Below are 23047 nucleotides of genomic sequence, written 5' to 3'. Positions count from 1 at the left end.
GTACTGTATAACTGAGGCAAAATAAGAACGAGTGAGACAGGCAAGATGTTTATTGGCAGGCACGTGTTCGTGCTCGCAGCGGTTTTGCTGCTTGCCGCCTGCGGCGGTGGGCGGGACCCGGCGAGCATGAAATTCAGGTCCTATAGCGGGCCGTCCGTCACCCATGTCGTGGTGCATAAGCAGGCTCGCAAGATGTACCTGCTGCACCATGATTCGATCATGAAGGTCTATGACATCGGTCTTGGTTTCGACCCGACCGGCGACAAGAAGGTCGAAGGCGACGGCAAGACGCCCGAAGGGCTCTACATGATCGACCGGCGCAACCCGAACTCGCGGTTCCACCTGAGCCTCGGGATCGACTATCCCAACGCCGCCGACCGTGCCGAGGCGCGCTTTCTTGGAAAGAGCCCGGGCGGAGACATCTTCATCCACGGCCGCCCGCCGGCCTATCAGAACGGTGTCTGGGACTGGACCTGGGGCTGCATCGCCGTGACCGACCGCGAGATCGAGGATATCTACGCGATGATCCGTGCCGACAGGCCGACGCCGATCCTGATCATGCCTTGACCCCGCGCGCAGCGGGCAGGTGTAGAGCCTGAAAGCGGGCCGCCCCTTGGGGCGGCCTTTTGATTGCGGCGACGCTCTTGAGGGCCGATGCGCGCTGCCGGACATGAAAAGACCGCCCCGGGGGGCGGTCTTTTCATCTTTGCCGATGCGGCGAGGTTCAGAAACCGGCCATCTGCGTGCCCGGCGTCGGGGCGAGGTCGGGCGCGCCCATGACCAGGGTCCACCAAATCTTGCCGCCCGGTTCCTGGAACCAGGAAAAGCCCATCTGGCGGGCGCTCGGGTCGAGGATCACGTCGCGGGTCGGCGCGTCTTCCATCCAGGCGGCGAGGGTCTCGAGCTCGGATTCATAGGTCTCCGAGATGTTCTCGCCGAGCAGGCGGCCGGTGTAGCCGACGCGCTGCACCCGGTCGATCGGCGAGGAGCCGTCCGAGCCGAAGTGCCAAGGGCGGTTCTGTACCGACATGTCGCGCGAATGGGTTGCGGCGGCAGCGTTGAGTTTGCTGTCGAGAGTCACGCCCGGCACGCCGCGCGCCTGACGCAGCGCGTTCACGGAATCGAGCATCGAATATTCGATCCGGCCGCTGTCGCCCTCGTTGATCCGGTAGACGCGTGGCAGGGGCTTGCCGTCCGGCCCAATCTGCGGCGGGGTCACCGAGGGGGCACATGCCGCCGCGAGAAGCCCGGAGGAGAGCAGGAGAAACGTGCGTCTGTTCATGTTGGCTGACCTTCGCGTACCGCTGGTTCACTATTGCGGCACACACATAGCTCGCGCAGCCGGGCTGATCAAACCCACATGCATGTGATCGTTCGTGTACACCTGCGTTTGATTTGCGACTGCGGCGCTCTCGCCATATGATTAGGGAACTCTTAACGGTTGTCGGGCGTAAAACCCCAGACGCCTCGTACTGGCTTTTCGTTTTTCGTGGCTCCAAAGGACATTTCCGCCATGGCAAAATCCCCCTATTCCCGTCGCGCCTTCCTTGCCGGATCGGCCGCGCTGGCCGGCGCCGCGGCGACCCCGGCCCTTGCGCAGAGCTACAACGGCGCGGGAACGGTCGAGATGGAAAATGACATCTCGAAGGTCATCCGACACAATATTTCGAGCTTCCGCACGCTCGACTGGCAGCCCTATTTCAGCAACCTGAACAAGGGTGCGGTGCTGGTGGATATCTCCTCGCGGGCGCTGCACTTCTGGGAACAGAATGGCACCTACCACCTTTACCCCTCGTCGGTGCCGCTGACCGACGACCTGACCCGCAAGGGCCGCACGCAGGTGGTGCTGAAGGATCCGCAACCCGACTGGCGTCCGACGCCGTCGATGAAGCAGCGCAACCCGGAGTGGCCGGACTACGTGCCGCCGGGCCCGGACAACCCGCTCGGCACCCGTGCGCTGCACCTGAGCTGGCAGTACTACCGCATCCACGGCACCCACGACACGCGCAAGATCGGGCGCCGCTCGTCGAACGGCTGCATCGGTCTCTATAACGAGCACATCGAGGCGCTCTACGACATGGCGCAGGTCGGCACGCAGGTGTTGCTGATTTGACGGCGCGCGGGCGGCGCGGCGGACGCCGCGTCAGCCAGAGTTTGCAATCGTAGGGGTTTGCTGCTTAGACCAGATACACGAGGTAAGTCTTGGGCTTGCCGTGGAGGAATCCCGCTTTGGAATTCACCATGCCGCGGCAGGCGTTGATCTGGAGAACAGCAATGAAGAAATTTGCACTCGCCGCCGTGCTCGCCGCATCTGCGACTTCGGTCATGGCCGGGTCCTATGACAGCGGCAAGCCGGTTTCGGAGCCGATCGTCGTCGTCGACGGCACCGAGGCGTCGTCCTCCTACGGCGGCATCCTGATCCCGCTGCTGCTGATCGCCGTGGTGGCCGCGGCCTCTGCGACCGACTGACCGGACGCTCTTGCCAGACATGCAAAAAGGCGGTGCCCCGGCACCGCCTTTTCCTTTTGGCCCATGTTCCTTTTTTGCCCCTGTCCGCGGGGGCCGGGGTCAGTCGAGCCAGCCCTTGAGGTTGTCCTCGATCACGCCGCTCAGCGCCGCGATATGCGCCGGGTCGTCGTTGAGGCAGGGGATGTAGGTGAAGTCTTCGCCGCCGGCGTGCTCGAAGCTCTCCTTGATCTCCTCGTTGATCTCTTCGAGCGTCTCTATGCAATCGGCCGAGAAGGCCGGGGCGATCACCGCGATGCGTTTCTTGCCCTCGCCCTTCGCCAGCCGCGCAACCTCTTCGACGGTATAGGGCTTGAGCCATTCCTCGGGACCAAAGACCGACTGGAAGGTGGTGCGGATCTGGGTCTTTTCCCAGCCGAGGCGCTCGCGCAGCAGCCGCGTCGATTTCTGGCACTGACAGTGATAGGGGTCGCCCTGCATCAGGTAGCGCTTCGGCATGCCGTGGTAGGACACCACCAGAATTTCGGGCTTCTCTGCCTTGGCGGCATAGGCGCGCTCGACCGACTGCGCCAGTGCCTCGATATAGGCCGGGCTCTCGAAATAAGGGTCGACCACGCGGGCGGTGGGCTGCCAGATCTCCTCCATCAGCGCCTTGAAGAAGGCGTCGTTGGCGGTGGCCGAGGTCGCCCCCGCGTACTGCGGGTAGAGCGGGAAGAACAGGATCTTGCGGCAGCCTGCCTCGGTCATCGCCTTGACCTTGGATTTGGTTGAGGGGTTGCCGTAGCGCATGCAGAAATCGACCATGACCCGGTCGCCGTAGCGTGCCTTCATCGACTCGGCGATGGCGGCGGTCTGCGCCTTGGTGATGGTCATCAGGGGGCTTTCGTTCAGCTCCTCGTTCCAGATCGACTTGTAATTCGCGCCGGACGAGAACGGCCGCTTTGACAGGATGATCAGCTGCAGCAGCGGCTGCCATTTCCACTTCGGGTAATCGATGACGCGCTGGTCCGAGAGGAACTCGGACAGGTAGCGGCGCATCGGCCAATAGCTGTAGTGGTCGGGCGTGCCGAGGTTGGCGAGCAGGACACCGACTTTCTCGCGTGGGAGCGCCGGGTGATCGGCGGGGGCCTGAGCGGGACGGATCGGGTCGGGGGTCATGTCGTTCATGCGTTCTGTTCCCTCAAAGTCACGCGCTAACTAACGCGAATTTAGAATGATTCAATCCTCGAGGCGGGTTTCCTTGGCACCCAGGGCGTCGGCGAGACGATGCGCCGCAGATCCCGGGCGCAGGGGCTTCTGCTGGCTCTCGTCGGGGGCCCAGCCGGTCAGGGTAACAAGCTCGAAGGTCGCCGAGAGGCGGCCGTCCGGGCGGGCGTAGCTCTGGGCGTAGATCTCCGCAGCGCGCAGCAGCACGGCACGGCGGGTGGGGCGGCGCAGCCGGGCCGAGAGTGCGTTGGCCTCGCCCATGGCGCGCAGGTCACGCATCAGGTGCAGCGCGTTCTCGTAGCTCACGTCGAGCGGCAGCGAATCCGCGACCGGGAGCGCCAGCCCGGCGCGCTGCAGCAGCGCGCCGAGATCGCGGATCTCGCCCATCGGCAGCACCCGGGGCGACAGCCCGCCGGTGACGTCGATCTCGGCCTGTCCCAGGGCGGCGCGCAGCTGCGAGAGGGTCTCGCCGCCGAAGGCGATCGTCAGGCAGAGTCCGTCGGACTTCAGCGCGCGTCGGCACTGGATCAGCTGGCCGACCGGGTCGTTCGCCCAGTGCAGTGCAAGCGCGTGGATCACCAGATCATGCGCGCCGACCTCGAGGTCCAGCACCTCGTCGTCGCGGAGGATCTTGGCGCCGGGCAGGGCGCCGTCCCAGATCTCGGGGAAGGGGGTGACAATGGCCGCGGATTTGAACTCCCTGTTAACCATCATCAGACGATCCTGCGCCTCGTCCCGCGCGGCCTCATGCAGGAAAAGCGCACTGTGCAGGTCCTCTGCGCGGCGCGCCCGGGCCCGGTTCCGGGCGAGGGCGGCGCGGTCGATGAGCTGCGGGCTCTGGGGGGCTGGCTGGCCGGGACGCGGGTCGGAACTCTGGCTGGACATGGAGGCTAGATAAGATGCGGCAGGAGCGGTTGCAAACCTTGTTGCGCGGGGCGCTGCGTCTTGTCTACCCACCGCGATGCCTGACCTGCGGCGGGCTGGTCGAGAGCGATCACGGACTTTGCGGCCCCTGCTGGCGCGACACTCCCTTTCTGGGCGGGCTAAGCTGCGACCTTTGCGGGGTGCCCTTGCCCGGCCACTCGGATGTCGCCGAGCATTGCGACGCCTGTCGGGTGCAGGAGCGCCCCTGGGCGCAGGGGCGGGCGGCGCTGCTCTACAAGGGCAACGGGCGCAAGCTGGTGCTGATGCTGAAACACGCCGACCGCACCGACATCGCGGGGCCCGCGGCACGCTGGATGGCGCGCGGGCTGCAGGGGCTCGATGCCGGCACGCTGGTGGTGCCGGTGCCGCTACACCTGCGCCGCCACCTGCGTCGCCGTTACAACCAGTCGGCGCTGCTGGGTGCGGCGCTTGCGCGCGAGCTGGGGCTGCGCCACTGCCCCGACGCGTTGCGCCGCAACCGCGCCACGCCCTCGCTCGACGGAAAGGGCGCCGAGGAACGCTTTGCAACGCTCGACGGCGCAATCAGCGTTACCGGGCGGGAGGACCTCGCGGGGCGCAGCGTGCTGCTGGTGGATGACGTGATGACCTCCGGGGCGACGCTTTCCGCAGCGTCGCTGGCCTGCAAGCAGGCTGGCGCGGCACAGGTTATGGTCTCGGTACTGGCGCGCGTTGCAAAGGATACCTAAATCCCTGAAAGATGGGCTGCCAGTCCGCCGGAAAGGGAAACCTGCATGAAACCGATCGAGATCTACACCACGCCCACCTGCGGCTTCTGCGTCGCTGCCAAGCGGCTGCTCACCCAGAAGGGCGCCGAGTTCACCGAGATCAATGTCGCTGCCGCGCCCGAGCGTCGCGCCGAGATGACCCAGCGCGCCAACGGTGGCCGCACCGTGCCGCAGATCTTCGTGGGCGATGTGCATGTTGGCGGCTGCGACGAGCTTTACGCGATGGAGCGCGACGGCAAGCTCGACCCGCTGCTCGCGGGCTGACGGGGCAAGGACATGAAAACCGCGCTGCTGCAGATCAGCTCGTCGGACGATCCGGCGGAGAACCTCGAGACCGTCCGCGCCATGATGCGCGAGGCGGCCGGGCAGGGCGCGGGCTTCATCCTCACGCCCGAGGTGACCAATTGCGTCTCGTCGAGCCGCAGCCACCAGAAGGCGGTGCTGCGGCCCGAGGCGGAGGATCAGACCCTTGCGGGGCTGCGCGCCGAGGCGGAGGCGCTTGGCGTCTGGCTGCTGATCGGCTCGCTCGGCGTGAAATCCGAGCCGCCGGAGGAGCGCTTTGCCAACCGCAGCTTCCTGATCACCCCCGAGGGCGAGATCGCCGCGCGCTACGACAAGATCCACATGTTCGATGTGCAGGTGACCGAGACCGAGACCTACCGTGAATCCGACGGCTTTGCCCCGGGTGACCGCGCCGTGGCGGTGGCAACACCTTTCGGCACCCTCGGCATGACCATCTGCTACGACGTGCGCTTTGCCTACCTGCACCGCGCGCTGGCGCATGCCGGGGCGCAGATCCTGACCGTGCCCGCCGCCTTCTCGCCCGCCACCGGCCCCGGCCATTGGGAGCCGCTGCTGCGCGCCCGCGCCATCGAGACCGGCTCGTGGGTGCTCGCCCCGGCGCAATGCGGGTCCCACAAAATCTCCGAGGGCAAGCCGCGCCGCACCCACGGCCATTCGCTGGTGGTCTCGCCCTGGGGCGAGGTCATCGCCGATGGCGGCACCGAGCCGGGTATCATCTATGCCGAGATTGACCTGGCGCAATCCGACAAGGCGCGGGCACAGATCCCGGCGCTGACCCACGACCGCCAGTTCGAGGGACCGGCATGAGCTCCCCCGCCGATGCGCTGGCGATCTCGCTGTTCAGCGAGCTGCTGACCGCTGACCAGCTGCTGCGCAACCGCCTGACCCGGGTGCTGCCCGACCGCATGGAGATCTCGCATTTCTCGGTGCTCAACCACCTTGCCCGCGTGCAGACCGAGCGCAGCCCGGCGCAGCTGGCGCGCAGCTTCCACGTCACCCGCGGCGCGATGACCAACACGCTCAACAAGCTCGAGATCGCCGGGTACGTGCACATCCGCCCCGACTGGGACGACGCGCGGCGCAAGATGGTGGCGATCAGCCCCGCCGGAAAGCGCGCCCGCGAGGCGGCGCTCGCCGCCATGGCGCCGGTGATCTCGGAGATGGTCAAGGACCTTGGCGTCGACAAGGTGCGCGCGGCGCTTCCGGTGCTGCGCGAGCTGCGGCTGAAACTCGAGGCGGACTGACGACCGGGCTCAGCCCTGCGGCTTCAGCGCCGCCGTCACATAGTTGACCGACAAATCGCGGTCCGAGATCGACCAGCGCCAGCTCACCGGGTTGAACACGTAGCCCTTGCGGTCCACCGGCTCGAGGCCTGCGTTGCGCATCAGCCCGTAAAGTTCGTCGGGGGTGATGAACTTTGCCCAGTCGTGGGTGCCCTTGGGCAGCCAGCGCATCACCCATTCCGCGCCGACGATGGCCATGGCAAAGCTCTTGGCATTGCGGTTGATCGTCGAGCACAGGTGCAGCCCGCCGGGCTTCAGCAAGGCGTGGCACGCGTTCAGATAGGCCTGCGGATCGGCCACGTGCTCGACCACCTCCATGTTCAGCACCACGTCGAACTGCTCGCCGGCCTCTGCCAGCGCCTCGGCGGTGGAAAAGCGGTAGTCGATCTCCAGCCCCGACTGCTCGGCATGGGTCCGCGCCACGGGGATATTGCGCTCGGCGGCATCGACGCCGACGATCTCGGCCCCGAGCCGCGCCATCGGTTCGCAGAGCAGCCCGCCGCCGCAGCCGATGTCGAGGATGCGCAGCCCCTCGAAGGGACGCGGCGTCGCAAGGTCGCGGTCGAACTCCCCGGCAATCTGCGTCGTGATATACTCGAGACGCACGGGGTTCATCATGTGCAGAGGCTTGAACTTTCCGTTCGGGTCCCACCATTCTGCCGCCATGGCTTCGAACTTGGCGACTTCGGACGGATCGACGGTCAGGGTCATATTTTCGGTATCCCGTTTTCTTTTGGGTTCATCAGCCAATATAGAGGTTCCATGGACAAATACCCGGGCCAAAAGAGCGCAGTGCAACATCTCTATCCCGCGATCGACCCGTTCGACCAGCGCATGCTCGAGGTGGGCGCTGGGCACAAGCTCTATGTAGAGCAATGCGGCAACCCTTCCGGTATCCCGGTCATCGTGCTGCACGGCGGCCCCGGCGGCGGCTGCAGCCCGGCGATGCGGCGCTATTTCGACCCGGATGTCTACCGCGTGGTGCTCTTTGACCAGCGCGGCTGCGGGCGGTCGACGCCCCACGCGAGCGTCGAGAACAACACCACCTGGCACCTCGTTTCCGACATCGAGAAGATCCGCGAGACGCTGGAGATCGAGAAATTCATCGTCTTCGGGGGCAGCTGGGGCGCGACGCTCTCGCTGGTCTATGGCATCAGCCACCCCGAGCGGGTGCGCCAGCTGGTGCTGCGCGGCGTCTTCATGATGACCCAGGCCGAGCTTGACTGGTTCTACGGAGGTGGCGCCGGGCAGTTCTGGCCGGAGACCTGGGCCCGCTTCGAAAGCCTGATTCCCGAAGACGAGCGCGGTGATCTTGTCGCTGCCTACCACCGGCGGCTGTTCTCTGGCGACCTGCGCGAGGAAATCCGCTTCGCCCGGGCCTGGTCAAGCTGGGAGAACGCGCTGGCCTCGGTCTATTCCAATGGCCACGGCGGCGAGGCGCCGGCCGAATATGCCCGCGCCTTCGCCCGGCTCGAGAACCATTATTTCGTCAATGCAGGCTTTCTTGAGGAAGACGGCTGGATTCTCAAGAACGCCGATAAGCTGCGCGGGATTCCCGGGGTCATCGTACAGGGCCGCTACGACATGATCTGCCCACCGCGCCGCGCCTGGGAGCTGTCGCGCGCCTGGCCCGAGGGCGAGCTGCGCATGGTGCGCAACGCCGGCCATGCGCTATCCGAGCCCGGCATCAGCGCCGAGCTGGTGCGGGTGATGGACCAGATCGCCCTGCTCGAAAGCCTGCCGAACCGTCACGGTTACTGACCGCGCCGCGAGATGGCGCAGGTTTGAGCGAGCCGCTGTTGCACCCGCGCGGGCCGAAGTGCAAAGTGAGCACCGCAAGAGACATCACCAGAGGGGAGTGCCCCGTTCCATGACCGCCCTTCGCCGCCGTCGCGTGCTGCAATCGGCCCTCGCCGCCGCCGTTCTCGGCGCGTCGGGACTGGCCGGCGCCGCGGCTGTGGCAGGGGCGACGCGCGGCGGCTACTTCCGCGCCGCACTGGGCGGCGCGCGCGGCACCGACAGCTGGGACGCGCGGACCCACGCCGGGCTCTTCATGAGCGCCGCGGCGCAGGGTGCGGTCTTCGACACGCTGACCGAGGTGGCGGCGGGGGGCGCCTTGCGCGGCGAGCTGGCCACCGGCTGGAGCGCCTCGCCCGATGCCCGCGTCTGGACCTTCGACCTGCGCCCCGGCGTGCGCTTCCACAATGGAAAGGCGTTTGGCGCCGAGGACGTGCTGGCCTCGCTGGCGCTGCACCGGGACGCAGCTTCGCCGGCCCGGCCCATCGTCGCCGAGATCGAGGAGATGCGCGCCACCGCGCCGCATCAGGTGCAGTTCACCCTCGCCACCGGCAACGCCGACTTCCCCTACCTTCTCGCCGACTACCACCTGCTGATCTACCCCGCCGGGCAGATCGCCGAGGCCATGGCGCGCGGCATCGGCACAGGCCTCTACCGGGTTGAGCGATTCGAGCCCGGCCGCCGCTTTATCGGCCACCGGGTCGCCGAGCATTACAAGGACGGCCGCGCGGGCTGGTTCGACGGGGTGGATTTCCTCGCTATGAACGATCCCCGCGACCGGCTCGAGGCGATGCGGTCCGGGCGCGTCGATGCCATCGACCGACTGCCCGCCGCCGAGGCTGCTGCGCTTCAGGCCGAGCCGCGCTTCACTGTGCAGAGCCTCGCCGGCAACCAGCATTACGGTTTCGCGTTGCGCACCGACCTTGCCCCCTTCGCGGATCCGCACCTGCGGCAGGCGCTGAAGGCCGCGGTCGACCGCGAGGCGATGGTGGCCGAGGTCCTGCACGGCCATGGCAGCATCGGGCAGGACAGCCCGATCGGGCCCGCCAACCCCTATTTCGCCGCGCTCGAGCCGCAGGGCTTCGATCCGGACCGCGCCCGCTGGCATCTCGCGCAGGCCGGCCACGAGAGGATCGCCCTGCCGATGCTGGTCTCCGAGGCCGCTTTCGATGGCGCCGGTCGCGCTGCCGAGCTCTACCGCGAGAGCGCCGCGCAGGCCGGGATCGCGCTTGAGCTGCGCCGGCTTCCGCCGGAAACGCACTGGCCGCGCGACAGCGCCGGTTTCCGCGCCGGTGGCTGGTCGGGCCGGGCGACAGAGGATTGGGCGTTTTCCACGGTGCTGACCGAAGCCGCGCCCTGGAACGCCACGCGCGGCGGCTCGGGGCGCTTCGGCACTTTGCTGCGCGAGGCACGGGCCGAGTTCGACAGCACCCGCCGTGCCGAACTCTACGCCGAGATGCAGCGGATCAGCCGCGACGAGGGCGGGCTGATCCTGCCGATGTACGCCAACCATCTACAGGCACATTCGGCGCGGATCGCGACGCCGAAGCGCGTCGGGGCCATGCGCGCGATGGACGATTCGCGCATGGCCGAGCGGTGGTGGATGGCCTGAGGCGGTCCTGGCCCCTGATCAGAGCTTGTCGTCGTAATCCGACACCAGCAGGTGCAGCGGTGCCTCGTCTTCCTCGATCTGCGAGAAACGACCCAGCGGCTCGGCGAAAATATTGTCGGTCAGGTCGTCGTTGACCGTCGAGACCTCGCCGATCAGCACGTCACTGCCCTCGCCCCAGAAGGCGTGCCACGTTGACGGGAAGAGCGTCACCGATTCGCCCGGATCCAGCTTGAGGTGCCCGCCCGCGGGCAGCGTCCGCTCCATCCCATCGCAGAGCACGGTGACCGCGGCGTCGCGGTCTATTTCGCCCTCGGGCGTGGCGGTGAAGAGCTCCAGAACCAGCGTGCCGCCACCGCGGTTGATAATGTCCTCTACCTTCAGATCGTGCCGGTGCATCGGGCTGAGCTGGTCCTTGCGCGAGATCATGATCTTCTCGGCGTAGAGCATGGCGCTGCGCTGGCCGAGATCGGCATTGAGCCCGTTGCGGGTGGTAAAGAGGAAGAGCCCCAGCTCGTCGAACTTGCCGCCGCCGTAATCGGTGATGTCCCAGCCCATGCGGCGGCGCTTGATCTCGCCGTGCTCGGCGTTCTTCAGACCCTCGGGGGTGAGATAGGCAAAGGGCGGCAGGCTGTAGCCGTGGCTGCGAATGAAGGCGTCGCTGGCGCGCAGGATCTCATTGACGTGGGAGCGTTTCATCGGGGGCGTCCTCCTGGAATGTTGGCGCGAACATATCCGGCGGCGACGCTGGGTGGTAGAGGCGGGACGCCTCCGGTGGGCGTATTTGGAAAGAGAAGAGGTGCGGGGGGCTGGCCCCCCGCATCCGGCGTGTCAGAGCACGTAGCGGCTGAGGTCCGTGGAGCGGGTCAGCTCGCCGAGGTGCTTCTCGACGAAGGCCTCGTCGACGGTGATCTCGGTGCCCGGCTGGTCGGGAGCGGTGAAGCTCAGCTCCTCGAACACCCGCTCCATCACCGTGTAGAGCCGCCGCGCGCCGATATTCTCGACGCTCTCGTTGACCTCGGCGGCGATCTTGGCCAGCGCGTGGATGCCGCCCTCGGTGAAGGTCACGGTGACCTCTTCGGTGGCCATCAGCGCCGTGTACTGGCGGGTGAGGGCGTTGTCGGTCTCGGTGAGGATGCGGACGAAATCCTCTTCGGTCAGCGCCCGCAGGTTCACCCGGATCGGCAGGCGGCCCTGAAGCTCGGGCAGCAGGTCCGACGGCTTGGCGATGTGGAAGGCGCCCGAGGCGATGAAGAGGATGTGGTCGGTCTTCACCGCGCCATGCTTGGTGCTGACCGTGGTCCCCTCAATCAAGGGCAGCAGGTCGCGCTGCACGCCTTCGCGCGACACGTCGCCGCCGCGGGCCTCCTGCCGCGCCGCGACCTTGTCGATCTCGTCGAGGAAGACGATGCCGTTCTGCTCCACCGCCTCGATGGCGGCCAGCTTGACCTGCTCGTCGTCGAGCAGCTTGTCGGCCTCCTCCGAGATCAGCACCTCGTAGCTTTCCGCAACGGTCATCTTCTTGCGCGTGGTGCGCCCGCCGAAGGCTTTTCCGAAGATGTCCCCGAGGTTCATCATCCCCATGTTCTGGCCGGGCTGGCCGGGAATTTCCATCGTCGGGAAGGGCGATGCGGTGTCGGCCACGTCGAGCTCGATCACCGTGTCGTCGAGCTCGCCGTCCTTGAGCTTCTTGCGGAACATCTCGCGGGTGCCCTCGCGCGCGTCCTCGCCTGCGATGGCGGAAACCACGCGTTCCTCGGCGTTCTTGTGGGCGGCGGCTTTCACGTCTTCGCGCATCCACTCGCGGGTCTGCACGATCGAGGCGTCGACGAGGTCACGGATGATCTGCTCGACGTCGCGACCGACGTAACCGACCTCGGTGAACTTGGTGGCCTCTACCTTGATGAAGGGCGCGCGCGCGAGCTTGGCAAGACGGCGCGAGATCTCGGTCTTGCCGACGCCGGTCGGGCCGATCATCAGGATGTTCTTGGGGTAGATCTCGTCGCGCAGGTCGGCGCTCAGCTGCTTGCGGCGCCAGCGGTTGCGCAGCGCCACGGCGACGGCGCGCTTGGCGTCGTTCTGGCCGATGATGAAACGGTCGAGTTCCGAGACGATTTCCCGGGGTGTCAGGTCAGTCATGGTCGTCCTTTCAGGCTCTGTTTCAAGCCGAAATGGTCTCAACGGTCAGCTTGCCGTTGGTGTAGACGCAGATGTCGGAGGCAATCGCCATGGCCCGGCGGGCGATTTTCTCGGCGTCTTCCTCGTACTCGTAGAGCCCGCGCGCGGCGGCGAGCGCGAAGTTGCCGCCCGAGCCGATGGCAGCGATGTCATGCTCGGGCTCGAGCACGTCGCCGGCGCCGGTGATGACGTAAAGGTCCTTGCCGTCGGTGACGATCAGCATCGCCTCGAGCTTCTGCAGGTACTTGTCGGTGCGCCAGTCCTTGGCGAGATCGACGCAGGCGCGCTGCAGCTGGCCGGGGGATTTCTCGAGCTTGCCCTCCAGCCGCTCGAGCAGGGTGAAGGCATCGGCGGTGGAGCCGGCGAAGCCGCAGACCACCTCGTGACCGCCGGGCGCCAGCCGACGCACCTTGCGCGCGGTGCCCTTTATGACGGTCTGGCCGAGGCTCACCTGCCCGTCACCCGCGACGACCACCCGGCCGCCCTTGCGGACGCCGATGATCGTGGTGCCGTGCCAGCCCGGAAATTCCTGATCGGACATTGTCTTTCCTTTCTTGCTGGGCGCCATATGGGGGCTGAGATGTCCCCTCGCAAGGCGCCGCCCTTGCCGGGGCAGATAGCGCAGGGGGCAGGAAATGGGAATGATCGCGGGGGATTTGGCGCAGGCGGCAATGGCGCATTGGCCGGTTCTTGCGCGCGAGATCGGGCTTGACCCTGCGTCCTGGCGCGCCGCGCCGCTGGCCCGGCGCGAGGATGCGCGGGTGGCGCGGATCCTGCTGCGGCTACAGGGACCCGGCGGCGCGCGGCTGGTGCTGAAGTACGAGGCGCGACCGGCGGACCCGGAGAAGTTCGCCGCGGCCATGGCGGCGCATCTGGCGGTGCAGGAAGTTTACGCGCAGGGCGTGCCCGAGCTGCTGACCTTCGATGTGGAGCGGCGGACCTGCGTGATGGGATATCTCGATGCGCGGCCGCTGTCGGGGCTGCTGGAGGGGGCGCCGCTGAGCGCGCAGGCGGCGCTGCTCCGGCGGGCCGGGGGCTGGCTGGGCGGGTTTCACCGGGCGCTTCCGGGCGAGACGCGGGTGTTCCAGCCGAAGCACACCGTGGGTTTCCTGCGGTCGGTGATGGAGGAGGTGTCCTCGGGCGCACGGATCGTGGCCGAGCCGCAGCGCTTTCTGAGCTGCGCCGAGGCGCTCTGCGCGGATCAGGTTCTCTACGAAGGGCGCGAGACGATCACCGCCCAGACCCATGGCGATCTGCACCTGCGCAATCTGGTGCTGGACGAGGCGGGCTGCTGGGGGCTCGATTTCGCCGGAGGGCGGGTGGTGCCGGTCGGGCATGACATCGCCCGGCTGCTGGCGGATTACGCCATCCTTCATGCGCCGAAAGACGCCATCCCAGACCGAGAGGTGCTGCCGCCCGAGGTGCAAGGCGCCTTCTTCGAGGGATACGGTCTGGTGGGGGCGCAGGATCCGTCGGTCGAGCTTCTGCTGCGCAACCGGGTGCTGGCGGAATGGTGGGGGCTCCCGGCCGGGGCCGAGGACAGGGGCCCCGCACAGGCGCGGCGGTGGGCCGGGGTGCAGGCTCTGGCGGGGCGGGTGTTTCCCGGGCGCTGAGCGTGGCGCGGGACACCAAAAATGCGCCCCCCGCGAGGAGGGCGCATTTCGCGAAATCGTTGGGCCGGAAGGCTCAGATCGACTCGTTGATCCAGCTCGCCAGCGACGCCTTGGGGGCGGCGCCGGCGCGGTTCGAGATCACCTGGCCGTCCTTGAAGATGAACAGCGCAGGGATGCCGCGCACGCCCATCATGGCGGCGGTGTTCGGGTTCTGGTCGACGTCGACCTTGGCAATCTTGATCTTGCCTTCATACTCGGTGGCAAGCTCCTCGAGCGCCGGGCCGATCTGTTTGCAGGGGCCGCACCATTCGGCCCAGAAATCCACCACAACGGGGATATCGGAGTTCTTCACTTCTTCGTCGAAGGTCGCGTCGGTGACGGGGACGGTGGCCATGGGAGGTCTCCTTGGCAGGGGTTTGGCAGCAGGGCGCGCGGCAGCGGCGCACCCGGTGTTCGGTTGGCGAAGGTAGGCACCGCCCGGGGAGTCGTCAAGTTGGGGTAGTTCTTGAAAGAGCCGCAGACACCAGATCGTGTGGCAGGACCATCAGTTCCTGCGTGGCGGTCCAGACGAGGCCGGTTTCGATGATGCGCCCCGGGAAAACCTGCGTCAGGGCGGCGGCATAGGCCCCCATCTGGCGCAGCAGACCCTCGGGCACCTCGGCGGCGGAGCGGGGCACGGTTCGGTTGGATTTGAAGTCGAGTGCAATGATCTTGTCGGGCGTGACCAGAAGCCGATCGATGACCCCGTGAATGCGCCCGACAGGCTCTATCTCGGCGGAAATCGGCACTTCGGCGAGGGCGTTCCCGGCAAAGACCGGCGCCAGAGCCGGGGCGCCGAGCACCGAAAGCGCCTCGGTGACGATGGTCTCGGTTTCCGCGGGCAGATCCTCGGCGAGGGTCAGCACATGCGGGACCGCCTCGGCGCGCGCGGCGGCGGGGAGCGGCGCGAGATGCTCCAGCAGCAGGTGCAGCACCGTGCCGCGCAGCTTGGCTTCGTCCTCGTCGAGCCCGTCGATCCCCGAAAGCGCCTTGGCGCCGCCGAGATCCGAGGGCGAGCGGCTCTCGGGCAGCGGGGCAGGCAGGGGCGCGGGGGTCAGCAGGTGCGGCTCCAGCTCGGGCAGCACCGGCGCCGGCACGCTGACCTGCTCAAAGGGCAGGTGCGACCAGTCGGCCTGACCAAGCCGCAGACCCTCGCCCGAGCCCCAGCGGCCGAAATCGTAACCGACCTTGTCGGCCCCGGCGCGTTCCATGCCCCTTTGAACCTGGTCGAACCAGGCGCTGCCGTCCTTGCCGAGATTGCCCGCGGCGGCGACCACCAGCCATTTCTCGGCGCGGGTCAGGGCGACGTAGAGCAGCCGGTCGCGCTCGCGCTCGGCGGCGGCCTTGGCGCGCTCCAGTGCCTCGGACTGCACCTGTGGCTGCGACGCGGCGCTCGATTGCCAGACCATGCCCGCGGTCTCGCCGTCACCCGCGGGCAGCAGGCGCTCGCGGATGGTCTTGGTGGGCTGGGCGCAGTCGGGCAGGATGACGATCGGCGCTTCCAGACCCTTGGATCCATGCACCGTCATCACCCGGATGCGGGCCCCGGCGCTGTCGGGGGCGCGCTTGATTTCCAGATCGTCGGACTGCATCCACTCGAGAAAGCCGGTGAGCGAGGGCACGGTGCTCTGCTCATAGGCCAGCGCCTGTTGCAGCAGCGCGTTGATCCCGTCCTCGGCCTCTTCGCCCAAGCGCCCGAGCAGCTTCTGGCGGCCGCGGTGACGGGTCAGAATGCGCTCGATCAGGTCGTAGGGGCGCAGGAAGTCGGTGCGGTTCAGCAGGTCGTCCATCACCTGCAGCACGGCGGGAAACTCCTCGCGGCGCTCGCGCAGGGCGACCCAGAGGTAGCTGCCGGGCTTGCGGGGATGCGCCAGATCGAAGAGCGCCTTTTCCGTCAGCCCGAAGAGCGGCGAGCGCAGCGCGGTGGCGAGCGACAGGTCATCCTCGGGCGTCGCAAGGAAGGCCAGAAGCGCGCCGATGTCCTTCACCGCCAACTCCGACATGACCTTCAGCCGGTCCGCCCCGGCGATGGGCAGGCCGCGGGCCTTGATGGCACGGATGATCTCGGTGAAGAGCGTGCCGCGCCGCCGCACGAGGATCAGGAAGTCGCCGGCATGGGCGGGGCGGGCCTTGTACTGGCCGCTGAAGCCGATCTCGACCGGCAGCGGTTTCCCGATGGTCTCGGCAATGAAGCCGGCGATGCGATTGGCCAGCCGTACGGTATGGTGCTGCGCGCCGATGCGGTCGACGGGCTCGTACCATTCGGCGTCGTCCTCTTCCTCCTTGGCAGGCTCGATATGCGGCCAGAGATCGACCCTCCCAGGCATCTCGGATTTGAACGCCTTGTGTCTCTGTTCCGCGGAAAACCCCGATTCCTCGCGGCCCTCGAAGGTGGCATCCACCAGCTGCAGCACCGGCCCGGCGGAGCGGAAGGAATATTCCAGCATCATGCGGCTGAGCGGCGCGTCGGTGGCCTGCAGGCGCTCGGCGAAGTCGTCGCACATGCGGTCGAACTCGCGCGGGTCGGCGCCCTGAAAGGAATAGATCGACTGCTTCTTGTCGCCGACGACGAAGATCGTCCGCCGCACATCGCCGCGCGCGCCCTCGCCCGAGGTGAACTCGCGCGCCAGCCGCTCGATCACCTGCCACTGCACCGGGCTGGTGTCCTGCGCCTCGTCGACAAGGATATGATCGATGCCGCCATCGAGCCGGTAGAGCACCCAGTCGGCGACACGGTCATCGGCCAGAAGGTCGCGGGCGCGCACCACCAGATCGTCGAAATCGAGCCAGCCGCGGCGCATCTTCTCGGCCTCGTAGGCGGGCAGGAAGACCTGCGCGAAGCGGTGCAGGGTGATCTCGCGCTTCACCGCCTCGACGGCGAGGCGGCTCTCGCGGGCCGATTCCACCCGCTGCGCCAGTTGCTCGAGGCGGGGCGCATCGAAGCCGAGCGCCTGCTTGCTGTCCTTCGTCGGCACACGGCTGCTGATCGTGCCCTTCTGGGTGAGCAGCGCGTCCTCGAGCGCCAGCATCCCGGCCATGTCCGGCCCGGTGAAGCGCGCGAGCTTCTTCGCGGCGCCCTGATCGGTGCTCTTGCCAGCCTGCAGCACCGGGATCACCCGGGCTATGAGATCGCTCTCGCTGCCGAGGAAGACCTCGGCCAGAACCGCGTCCTCGTCCATGTCGCCGGGCAACCAGTAGAGCGCACGGATGTCCTCGGGGCTGCGCGGCGGCAGGAAGGCCGCCTTGCGCCCGCAAAGTTCGGCCAAAAGGGCCTCGGGCTGTTCGCCGAGGAAGGGGGCCATGGCCTCGACCAGCCAGGCGTCGCGCCCCTCGGCCATGCGTTCGAGCACCTCGGCGCGCAGCATTTCGGCGGAGCGGTCCTCCATCTCGGTGAACTGCGGCGACACCCCGGCTTCGAGCGGAAAGCGCCGCAACAGGCTCGCACAGAACGAGTGGATGGTCTGGATGCGCAGGCCGCCGGGGGTCTCGATGGCGCGGGCAAAGAGCGTGCGGGCCTGCCGCAGCCGCTCGGGCGGCAGCGCGCCGTCAAGGCCGAGCTGCCGCAGTTCGGCGATGAGCTGGTCGTCGTCGAGCATCGACCAGGCGCCGAGTCGCTTGAACAGCCGGTTCTGCATCTCGGTGGCGGCGGCCTTGGTGTAGGTCAGGCACAGGATATGCTCGGGCAGCACCTCGTCGAGCAGCAGCCGCGCCACCCGGTCGGTCAGCACGCGGGTCTTGCCCGAACCGGCGTTGGCGGCGAGCCATGTGGAGGCATCCGGGCGGGCGGCTTCGACCTGCTTTTCGCTGGCCTCGTTGCGGCTCATTCCAGCATCTCCCGTTCGGCGGCGTCAATCACGTCCCATTCGCCGAAGCGCGAGAGGTGATCATAGTCGGAAAAATCGGTCTCGCTGAGCATGGCAGCGCGGGCGGTATAGCCGCGATCGGGCTCGAACCAGCGGGTCATCAGGGTCTCGAACTGGCTCCAGACCTTGGCGGGCGGCACCTCGTCGAGCGGGGCCTCGACCTCGGCGGGGCTTGTCGAAACCGAGACGAAGACGGCGCGCGCAGCGTGGCGCGGGTGCAGGTTCGGAAAGGCACCGCGTTCGACCATCGCCGCCTCGAGCAGCAGCTGCTTGTCGAAATTCTTTTGCTGCTTGGCAGTGGGGGCAGCGCCGGTCTTGTAGTCGTAGAGGTGCGCATTGCCCTTCTCGTCGATGTCGATCCGGTCGGCGGTGCCCTTGAGGGTAAAGCCGAGCGCGGCAATGTCGCTGGAGCCGCTGGTTTCGAAATGCACGGGGCGGGCCAGACTTTGGCGTTCAGCCTCGGTCCGGGTGAACCAGTCGGCGATGCGGGCGATGCGCGATTGCCAGACGTGGCGGGTCACCGGGAAGGGCAGCACCTCGGGATCGCCGATCACCTCGGCCGCCTTGGCGCGCAGGGCCTCGGGGGTCAAAAGCCCCGGGTCAGAGACGGTTTCGCGCACATATTCCTCGAACACACGGTGGATGAGGATGCCGCGCAGCAGCGCATCCGGGGCGCGTTGCAGCGGGTTGAGCGGGCGCAACCGCAGCACGCGCTTGGCGTAGATGGCGTAGGGGTCGCGGATCAGCGTCTTGATCTCGGTGACCGAGAGCTGCCTCGGCCGCGCCGCGACGGGCGGCACCGGCGAGGGGCGGGCGGCAGAGGGCGCCTTGATCGGGGCCTCGACCTGCCGCGCCAGCGCCAGCCAGTGACGGCCGCGCGCCTGCATCGCCTTCAGCGCCTCGGGCCCCTGCTTCGCGGGCAGGCCGTTCATCAGGTTCATCAGCCGGTTCACCCAGCGGGCGGGGACCGTCTCGGCGTCGTCGGACTTCAGCGCGCGGGTGAGCCAGACCTCTTCGGCGGCGACCGCCTGCTGGAAGTCATGCGCGGCAAGGCCGATATTGCGCTCGGGCAGGCGCAGTCCCGCCTTGTGGCGCATCCGGCGGTTCAGCCAAGGGTCTGCACCGGGAATCTCCGGCCAGCTACCCTCGTTCAGCCCGCCGAGGATCAGCAGCTCGGCGCCCATGACGCGGGCCTCGAGTGTACCCCAGATCAGGATATGCGGGTGCGGCGCGTCGCGGTCGCGCACCTCGCCCTTGGCAAGGATCGCACCGAAGAGGTCGGCGTAGTCGCGCGCGTCGAGGTCGGTGCCGTGGCTGGCCTCGCCCTCGAGCTCGGTCACCACCTGCCTTGCCTTGCGCCCCGCGCCTTCCTTCCAGAGCTCCGATTCGCCCATCTCGGGACCGGCGGCGATGGCCTCAGCCCGTTCCACGTGAATCATCAGCCAGTCGCTCAACGTGCGCGTGCCGTATAGCGGTGGCTGGCAGAACGTCTCGGCGACCCAGGTCGCCCAGTCGGGGAAACCGGCGGCCTCGCCCCATGCCTCGATCAGCTCGGCCTGCGGGAAGGGCCAGCTTTTCTTGCGGATGTGCAGTTCCAGCTCGCGGGTGGCGCGCAGGTGGTTGTTGCGCTCCGAGCCGCTGTGGGTCAGCGGGTGCTTGAGCAGCGACAGCAGGCTCTCGGCGGTCAGATCGCGTTGGAACAGCGCCGCCACCTGCCGCAGGAAGCGCCCCGGCGGGGTCAGCTGTAGCGGGATGCCGGCGCTGTCGTCGGGCACGATGTCCCAGCGGTCCAGCGCCGCGGTCACCTGCCGGGTCAGCATCCGGTCGGGGGTGATCAGCGCCGCGGTGGTGCCGTCCTGCGCCGCCTGCCGCAGGCGCAGGGCGATGGCCATGGCCTCTTCGCGCTTGGAGTTGGCCTCGACCAGCGTCAGCTTTTCCGTCGCTTCGGTCAGATCGGGCAGATGCACGCCTTCGGAGCGCCACTGGTCGGTTACCGGCGCCGGACGAAGGGCGAGCGAGACCAGCCGGTTGCGCGCCGCGCTGGGCGGTGTCTGCTCGTGCCAATGCGGCACGTGCATCGGGTCGAGCGCGAGGTCGAGCAGCAGCTTGGCGAAGCGGAACTGCGGATGGTCCTCGGCCGAGAGCGCGTCGCTCAGGCCGCCCCAGATCGGGCCGGGCGTGTCGAAGTCGAAGCCGGGCAGCACCACCGCGCCCTGCGGCAGGCGCGAGACCGCGCACATCAGCTTGTAGGCGCCGCCGCGCGAGCCGGTGGAGCCGGCGACGATGATCGGATGGGTCGGCGGCGCGGCCTCCCAGCTCTTCAGCTTCTCGTCGAGGGCATAGCGCTGGAAGGCGGTGCGGTCCGGCGCTTCCTCGCCCTGCTCGAAGTAGCGCTGCACGATGCCGAGGAAGCTGAGCGCGCGCTGCCAGTGGCCCGACTCGTCGCTGACGTCGAGCGCGGCGATCTGGTCTGGCGACACGCCTTCGTCCTGCATTTCGTCCATCAGCGTGGCGAGGCTGTCGGCAAGGTCGAAGAGCGCGGCGCGGGGGGCAAGGTCGGGCTGCGCGTCGAGCAATTTCGACACCAATCCGGTGAGTTCGAGCCTGCGGCGCAGCGGCGGCACCGGCGCGGGCAGGTCGCGCAGCGCGGCGGGGTCGGCCATGTCGGTCAGCAGCCGGATGCGCGGCAGCAGGGTTGCGGGGCCGGTATCGAAGATCGCCTTCACCCGCCGCGCCATGCGCGAGGTGTTGAGGATCAGCTCGACCCTGGCCATTTCCTCGGGCGGGCGGCCTGTCATGCGCGCGCGCAGACCCGCGACCAGCGCGGCGGGGAAGTCGACGCCGGGAGCGAGGCCAAAGATGCGGGGCGTGCCGGAGGGCTCAAACATGGCGCGCCAGCATCTCTTCGGCGAGGAGGATCCCCTCGGGGTGGCCGACATCGGCCCAGTGGCCGGGGTAGCTGGTCCCATAGAGGCGGCCCTGATCGCCCATCCGCTGCCACAGCAGCCGCAGCGAGAAGGCGTCGTCGGGGATCTCGGCCAGAAGCTCGGTCTTGAGGATCTGTGCGCCGGTGTAGACCTGATCGCCCTTCCAGCGCAGCTGACCATCGTCTTCGAGGGTAAAGTCTCCGGCGCCCTTGCGGCCCACGGCATTGGTCAGCGGCACGCAGAGCAGCAGCGCGTCCATGCGGGCGGGGTCCCAGGCCTCGGCGAGCAGGTGCAGCGGGTTCGGCCCGGCCCAGACGGCATCGGTGTTGAGCGTGTAGACCGGCTCGGGCCCCAGCAGCGGCAGCGCGTGGCGCAGCCCGCCGCCGGTGTCGAGGATCTGCGGCTGCTCGACCGAGACCACGACCCCGCTGCGGTCGAGATGCGCGGCGACCTGCTCGGCGCGGTAATGGGCATTCACGACGCGCGTGGGCAGGCCGGCCGTCAGTTCCAGCGCATGATCGAGCAGCGGCTTTCCGGCGACCTCGATCAGCGGCTTGGGGCGGTCGGCGGTGAGCGCGCCCATGCGCGTGCCGAAACCCGCGGCAAAGAGCATCACGGCGTGGGGCATCAGGATTTCAGCCTTTCAAGGGTCTGCGGCGTGGGCGCGGGCAGGGCCGGCTCGAGCAGGGCGCGCAACTCGGTCAAAGCCGGATGGGCGAGGTCGGTCTGCAGGTTGTGCCAGACGCGCGGAATCAGGTCGATGTACTGCGGCTTGCCGCGGGTCTTGGCGAGCGAGGCGAAGATGCCGAGAATGCGCAGGCTGCGCTGCACGCCGAGCACGGCGAGCGCGGGGCGGAAACGCGCCTCCTCGGCGCCGGTTTCTGCGAGATAGTGCCTGATGCAGGCCTCGGCGGTCGCCTTGGAGACATCCCGCCGGGCGTCGCGGATCAAAGAGATCAAGTCATAGGCGCGCGGGCCTTTGAGGGCATCCTGGAAGTCGAGCAGACCGGCGCGCGCGGCGCCTTCGCGTTCGGGCAGCCAGAGGATGTTCTCGGCGTGATAGTCGCGCAGGATCATCACGTCGGTCTCGGGGGCGTGCTCGGCGATCAGATCGTGCAGCGCCGCGATGACCCTGTCTCGCGCCTCGGGGTCGTGGCGCGCGCCGCTGCCGGGGCAATAGGCGTCGAAGACGAGGCCGGTGATCCGCGACAGGTGCGCCGCGTCGGCCAGCGGCAGACCCTCGAGCGGGGCGTGGCGGTGCAGGGCGATGAGAGCGTCGGTTGCCACGAGATAGAGCCGCTTTTCGGTCTCGGCATCGGTGCAGAGCCGCGCGACGAGCCCGTCGCCGAGGTCTTCCAGAAGCAGCTTCCCCGGCGCTTCCGCAAGCACCCGCGGGGCGCTGAGATCGATCGACAGCAGATGCCGTGCGAGCCGGGCAAAGAGCGCCACGTCGCCCTCGGGGTCGTCCATGAGGATGGCGCTCTCGGCGCCGCGGGTCAGCCGGGTATAGCGGCGCGACGAGGCGTCGCCGGCGAGCGGATGCGCCTCGGCACCGCCCCAGCCCGCATTGAGCAGAAAATCTTTCACCAGAGCCCCTCCAGGCGGCTGTCCCAGCGCGCGTCCTGCCAGTCGAGCGTGACCTGCCGGGTCTCGTCGCCGGTGACCTCGAAGCTGAGGCTCAGCGCGGCGGCGGGCGTCAGGTCCTGCAGCCGGTCGGGCCATTCCACCAGGCAGATCGCCTCGTCGAAGGCCTCGGTCAGCCCCAGCTCGACCACTTGGTCAGGGTCCGAGAGGCGGTAGAGGTCGCTGTGCCAGAGCTCGCCCGTGGGCACGTCGTAGACCTGCACCAGCGTGAAGGTGGGCGAAGGCACGTCCTCGGGCTCGTCCATCAGCGACTGGATCAGGCAGCGGGCGAAATGGGTCTTGCCCGCCCCGATGCCGCCGGTCAGCAGCAGCGAGTCGCCGGGGCGCAGGCGCGGGGCCAGCGTGGCGGCCAGCGCGCCGGTGGCGTCTGGAGAGGGCAGGGACAGGGCGCGCGTCGTCATGGCGGGAAGATACAATCCCCGCCCGCGCGCGCAAGCGGCATCGGGGCG

The 23047-nt window shown here is 68.1% G+C and carries 23 protein-coding genes; 10 read left to right on the top strand and 13 right to left on the bottom strand.

All coding sequences use genetic code 11. The features are described from left to right. Nucleotides 1-45: 45 nt before the first annotated feature. Entirely contained in the window at nt 46-567 is a 522-nt protein-coding gene (locus G0D83_RS09870) for a murein L,D-transpeptidase family protein (RefSeq protein ID WP_108964198.1), read from the top strand. Between the two features lie 157 nt (nt 568-724). On the opposite strand, the gene G0D83_RS09865 is transcribed toward G0D83_RS09870, so the two are convergent. Further along, entirely contained in the window at nt 725-1282 is a 558-nt protein-coding gene (locus G0D83_RS09865) for a CAP domain-containing protein (protein ID WP_108964197.1), read from the bottom strand. 231 nt (nt 1283-1513) lie between these two features. Here G0D83_RS09865 and G0D83_RS09860 point away from each other — a divergent pair, with 231 nt between their 5' ends. Beyond that, complete coding sequence (locus tag G0D83_RS09860; RefSeq protein WP_108964196.1) at nt 1514-2113, top strand: L,D-transpeptidase; 600 nt, start codon at nt 1514-1516, stop codon at nt 2111-2113. A gap of 161 nt (nt 2114-2274) precedes the next feature. Then, nucleotides 2275-2469, top strand: coding sequence for a ferrochelatase (locus G0D83_RS09855; RefSeq protein WP_164192802.1), 195 nt, complete (start codon nt 2275-2277; stop codon nt 2467-2469). A 99-nt stretch (nt 2470-2568) separates the two neighbouring features. On the opposite strand, the gene hemH is transcribed toward G0D83_RS09855, so the two are convergent. Together hemH and G0D83_RS09845 are read right to left on the bottom strand one after the other, a co-directional pair. Next, nucleotides 2569-3633 carry a ferrochelatase gene (gene hemH, locus G0D83_RS09850; protein ID WP_164192798.1) on the bottom strand — a complete coding sequence of 355 codons (1065 nt, stop codon included), beginning with the start codon at nt 3631-3633 and terminating at the stop codon, nt 2569-2571. A 51-nt stretch (nt 3634-3684) separates the two neighbouring features. Beyond that, nucleotides 3685-4557, bottom strand: coding sequence for an SAM-dependent methyltransferase (locus G0D83_RS09845; RefSeq protein ID WP_164192794.1), 873 nt, complete (start codon nt 4555-4557; stop codon nt 3685-3687). A gap of 14 nt (nt 4558-4571) precedes the next feature. Here G0D83_RS09845 and G0D83_RS09840 point away from each other — a divergent pair, with 14 nt between their 5' ends. The 4 genes from G0D83_RS09840 to G0D83_RS09825 are packed head-to-tail and all read left to right on the top strand — an operon-like array spanning nt 4572 to nt 6889. Beyond that, nucleotides 4572-5303 carry a ComF family protein gene (locus tag G0D83_RS09840; RefSeq protein WP_164192791.1) on the top strand — a complete coding sequence of 244 codons (732 nt, stop codon included), beginning with the start codon at nt 4572-4574 and terminating at the stop codon, nt 5301-5303. Nucleotides 5304-5348: 45 nt separating this feature from the next. Beyond that, nucleotides 5349-5606 (top strand): glutaredoxin 3, encoded by a 258-nt coding sequence (gene grxC / locus G0D83_RS09835; RefSeq protein WP_108964192.1) that lies wholly within the window; start codon nt 5349-5351, stop codon nt 5604-5606. Nucleotides 5607-5618: 12 nt separating this feature from the next. Beyond that, on the top strand, nt 5619-6452 hold the full coding sequence (locus tag G0D83_RS09830; protein ID WP_164192788.1) for a carbon-nitrogen hydrolase family protein: 834 nt from the start codon (nt 5619-5621) through the stop codon (nt 6450-6452). Continuing rightward, on the top strand, nt 6449-6889 hold the full coding sequence (locus G0D83_RS09825; RefSeq protein WP_108964190.1) for a MarR family winged helix-turn-helix transcriptional regulator: 441 nt from the start codon (nt 6449-6451) through the stop codon (nt 6887-6889). Before G0D83_RS09830 ends, G0D83_RS09825 begins: the two co-directional genes overlap by 4 nt. A gap of 9 nt (nt 6890-6898) precedes the next feature. Here the strand turns inward: G0D83_RS09825 and ubiG are convergent, their stop codons facing one another. Further along, nucleotides 6899-7639: a bifunctional 2-polyprenyl-6-hydroxyphenol methylase/3-demethylubiquinol 3-O-methyltransferase UbiG gene (ubiG, locus tag G0D83_RS09820; RefSeq protein ID WP_108964189.1), complete on the bottom strand. Its 741-nt coding sequence runs from the start codon at nt 7637-7639 to the stop codon at nt 6899-6901. Between the two features lie 51 nt (nt 7640-7690). Here ubiG and pip point away from each other — a divergent pair, with 51 nt between their 5' ends. Together pip and G0D83_RS09810 are read left to right on the top strand one after the other, a co-directional pair. Beyond that, nucleotides 7691-8689: a prolyl aminopeptidase gene (gene pip, locus G0D83_RS09815; RefSeq protein ID WP_164192785.1), complete on the top strand. Its 999-nt coding sequence runs from the start codon at nt 7691-7693 to the stop codon at nt 8687-8689. Nucleotides 8690-8798: 109 nt separating this feature from the next. Beyond that, nucleotides 8799-10337 carry an ABC transporter substrate-binding protein gene (locus G0D83_RS09810; RefSeq protein ID WP_164192782.1) on the top strand — a complete coding sequence of 513 codons (1539 nt, stop codon included), beginning with the start codon at nt 8799-8801 and terminating at the stop codon, nt 10335-10337. An 18-nt stretch (nt 10338-10355) separates the two neighbouring features. On the opposite strand, the gene G0D83_RS09805 is transcribed toward G0D83_RS09810, so the two are convergent. The 3 genes from G0D83_RS09805 to hslV form a co-directional block, all read right to left on the bottom strand. Next, nucleotides 10356-11033 (bottom strand): D-lyxose/D-mannose family sugar isomerase, encoded by a 678-nt coding sequence (locus G0D83_RS09805; protein ID WP_164192779.1) that lies wholly within the window; start codon nt 11031-11033, stop codon nt 10356-10358. 132 nt (nt 11034-11165) lie between these two features. Further along, nucleotides 11166-12473, bottom strand: a complete 1308-nt coding sequence (gene hslU / locus G0D83_RS09800; RefSeq protein ID WP_164192775.1) for an ATP-dependent protease ATPase subunit HslU — start codon at nt 12471-12473, stop codon at nt 11166-11168. Between the two features lie 22 nt (nt 12474-12495). Beyond that, a complete protein-coding gene (gene hslV / locus G0D83_RS09795) occupies nt 12496-13053 on the bottom strand; it encodes an ATP-dependent protease subunit HslV (RefSeq protein ID WP_108964184.1) in 558 nt (185 codons plus the stop codon). 100 nt (nt 13054-13153) lie between these two features. On the opposite strand from hslV, the gene G0D83_RS09790 reads away from it, so the two are divergent. Then, nucleotides 13154-14125 carry a phosphotransferase gene (locus tag G0D83_RS09790; protein ID WP_235958020.1) on the top strand — a complete coding sequence of 324 codons (972 nt, stop codon included), beginning with the start codon at nt 13154-13156 and terminating at the stop codon, nt 14123-14125. A gap of 73 nt (nt 14126-14198) precedes the next feature. Here the strand turns inward: G0D83_RS09790 and trxA are convergent, their stop codons facing one another. From trxA to tsaE, 6 genes are all read right to left on the bottom strand, one after another. Continuing rightward, nucleotides 14199-14519, bottom strand: coding sequence for a thioredoxin (trxA, locus tag G0D83_RS09785; protein ID WP_164192769.1), 321 nt, complete (start codon nt 14517-14519; stop codon nt 14199-14201). 94 nt (nt 14520-14613) lie between these two features. Further along, nucleotides 14614-17988: a double-strand break repair helicase AddA gene (addA, locus tag G0D83_RS09780; protein WP_164192766.1), complete on the bottom strand. Its 3375-nt coding sequence runs from the start codon at nt 17986-17988 to the stop codon at nt 14614-14616. After that, nucleotides 17985-20915, bottom strand: a complete 2931-nt coding sequence (gene addB, locus G0D83_RS09775) for a double-strand break repair protein AddB (RefSeq protein WP_164192763.1) — start codon at nt 20913-20915, stop codon at nt 17985-17987. The genes addA and addB overlap by 4 nt, the downstream gene beginning before the upstream one ends. Continuing rightward, entirely contained in the window at nt 20908-21582 is a 675-nt protein-coding gene (locus G0D83_RS09770; RefSeq protein WP_164192760.1) for a nucleotidyltransferase family protein, read from the bottom strand. Before G0D83_RS09770 ends, addB begins: the two co-directional genes overlap by 8 nt. Further along, nucleotides 21582-22541, bottom strand: a complete 960-nt coding sequence (locus tag G0D83_RS09765; RefSeq protein WP_370457218.1) for an aminoglycoside phosphotransferase family protein — start codon at nt 22539-22541, stop codon at nt 21582-21584. The genes G0D83_RS09770 and G0D83_RS09765 overlap by 1 nt, the downstream gene beginning before the upstream one ends. After that, nucleotides 22538-22999, bottom strand: a complete 462-nt coding sequence (gene tsaE, locus G0D83_RS09760; protein ID WP_164192757.1) for a tRNA (adenosine(37)-N6)-threonylcarbamoyltransferase complex ATPase subunit type 1 TsaE — start codon at nt 22997-22999, stop codon at nt 22538-22540. Before tsaE ends, G0D83_RS09765 begins: the two co-directional genes overlap by 4 nt. Nucleotides 23000-23047: the final 48 nt, after the last annotated feature.

It is taken from the genome of Salipiger sp. PrR003, from assembly GCF_010500785.1.
Classification (GTDB): domain Bacteria; phylum Pseudomonadota; class Alphaproteobacteria; order Rhodobacterales; family Rhodobacteraceae; genus Salipiger; species Salipiger pacificus_A.
The sequence above is the reverse complement of the archived record's forward strand: the minus strand, read 5'-3'. Positions and strand labels throughout refer to the sequence as shown.

Excerpts from the sequence above, each read along its gene's own strand:
- G0D83_RS09870 (WP_108964198.1), top strand. The coding sequence starts at position 46 with ATGTTTATTGGCAGGCACGTGTTCGTGCTCGCAGCGGTTTTGCTGCTT.
- G0D83_RS09865 (WP_108964197.1), bottom strand. The coding sequence starts at position 1,282 with ATGAACAGACGCACGTTTCTCCTGCTCTCCTCCGGGCTTCTCGCGGCG.
- G0D83_RS09860 (WP_108964196.1), top strand. The coding sequence starts at position 1,514 with ATGGCAAAATCCCCCTATTCCCGTCGCGCCTTCCTTGCCGGATCGGCC.
- G0D83_RS09855 (WP_164192802.1), top strand. The coding sequence starts at position 2,275 with ATGAAGAAATTTGCACTCGCCGCCGTGCTCGCCGCATCTGCGACTTCG.
- hemH (WP_164192798.1), bottom strand. The coding sequence starts at position 3,633 with ATGAACGACATGACCCCCGACCCGATCCGTCCCGCTCAGGCCCCCGCC.
- G0D83_RS09845 (WP_164192794.1), bottom strand. The coding sequence starts at position 4,557 with ATGTCCAGCCAGAGTTCCGACCCGCGTCCCGGCCAGCCAGCCCCCCAG.
- G0D83_RS09840 (WP_164192791.1), top strand. The coding sequence starts at position 4,572 with ATGCGGCAGGAGCGGTTGCAAACCTTGTTGCGCGGGGCGCTGCGTCTT.
- grxC (WP_108964192.1), top strand. The coding sequence starts at position 5,349 with ATGAAACCGATCGAGATCTACACCACGCCCACCTGCGGCTTCTGCGTC.
- G0D83_RS09830 (WP_164192788.1), top strand. The coding sequence starts at position 5,619 with ATGAAAACCGCGCTGCTGCAGATCAGCTCGTCGGACGATCCGGCGGAG.
- G0D83_RS09825 (WP_108964190.1), top strand. The coding sequence starts at position 6,449 with ATGAGCTCCCCCGCCGATGCGCTGGCGATCTCGCTGTTCAGCGAGCTG.
- ubiG (WP_108964189.1), bottom strand. The coding sequence starts at position 7,639 with ATGACCCTGACCGTCGATCCGTCCGAAGTCGCCAAGTTCGAAGCCATG.
- pip (WP_164192785.1), top strand. The coding sequence starts at position 7,691 with ATGGACAAATACCCGGGCCAAAAGAGCGCAGTGCAACATCTCTATCCC.
- G0D83_RS09810 (WP_164192782.1), top strand. The coding sequence starts at position 8,799 with ATGACCGCCCTTCGCCGCCGTCGCGTGCTGCAATCGGCCCTCGCCGCC.
- G0D83_RS09805 (WP_164192779.1), bottom strand. The coding sequence starts at position 11,033 with ATGAAACGCTCCCACGTCAATGAGATCCTGCGCGCCAGCGACGCCTTC.
- hslU (WP_164192775.1), bottom strand. The coding sequence starts at position 12,473 with ATGACTGACCTGACACCCCGGGAAATCGTCTCGGAACTCGACCGTTTC.
- hslV (WP_108964184.1), bottom strand. The coding sequence starts at position 13,053 with ATGTCCGATCAGGAATTTCCGGGCTGGCACGGCACCACGATCATCGGC.
- G0D83_RS09790 (WP_235958020.1), top strand. The coding sequence starts at position 13,154 with ATGATCGCGGGGGATTTGGCGCAGGCGGCAATGGCGCATTGGCCGGTT.
- trxA (WP_164192769.1), bottom strand. The coding sequence starts at position 14,519 with ATGGCCACCGTCCCCGTCACCGACGCGACCTTCGACGAAGAAGTGAAG.
- addA (WP_164192766.1), bottom strand. The coding sequence starts at position 17,988 with ATGAGCCGCAACGAGGCCAGCGAAAAGCAGGTCGAAGCCGCCCGCCCG.
- addB (WP_164192763.1), bottom strand. The coding sequence starts at position 20,915 with ATGTTTGAGCCCTCCGGCACGCCCCGCATCTTTGGCCTCGCTCCCGGC.
- G0D83_RS09770 (WP_164192760.1), bottom strand. The coding sequence starts at position 21,582 with ATGCCCCACGCCGTGATGCTCTTTGCCGCGGGTTTCGGCACGCGCATG.
- tsaE (WP_164192757.1), bottom strand. The coding sequence starts at position 22,999 with ATGACGACGCGCGCCCTGTCCCTGCCCTCTCCAGACGCCACCGGCGCG.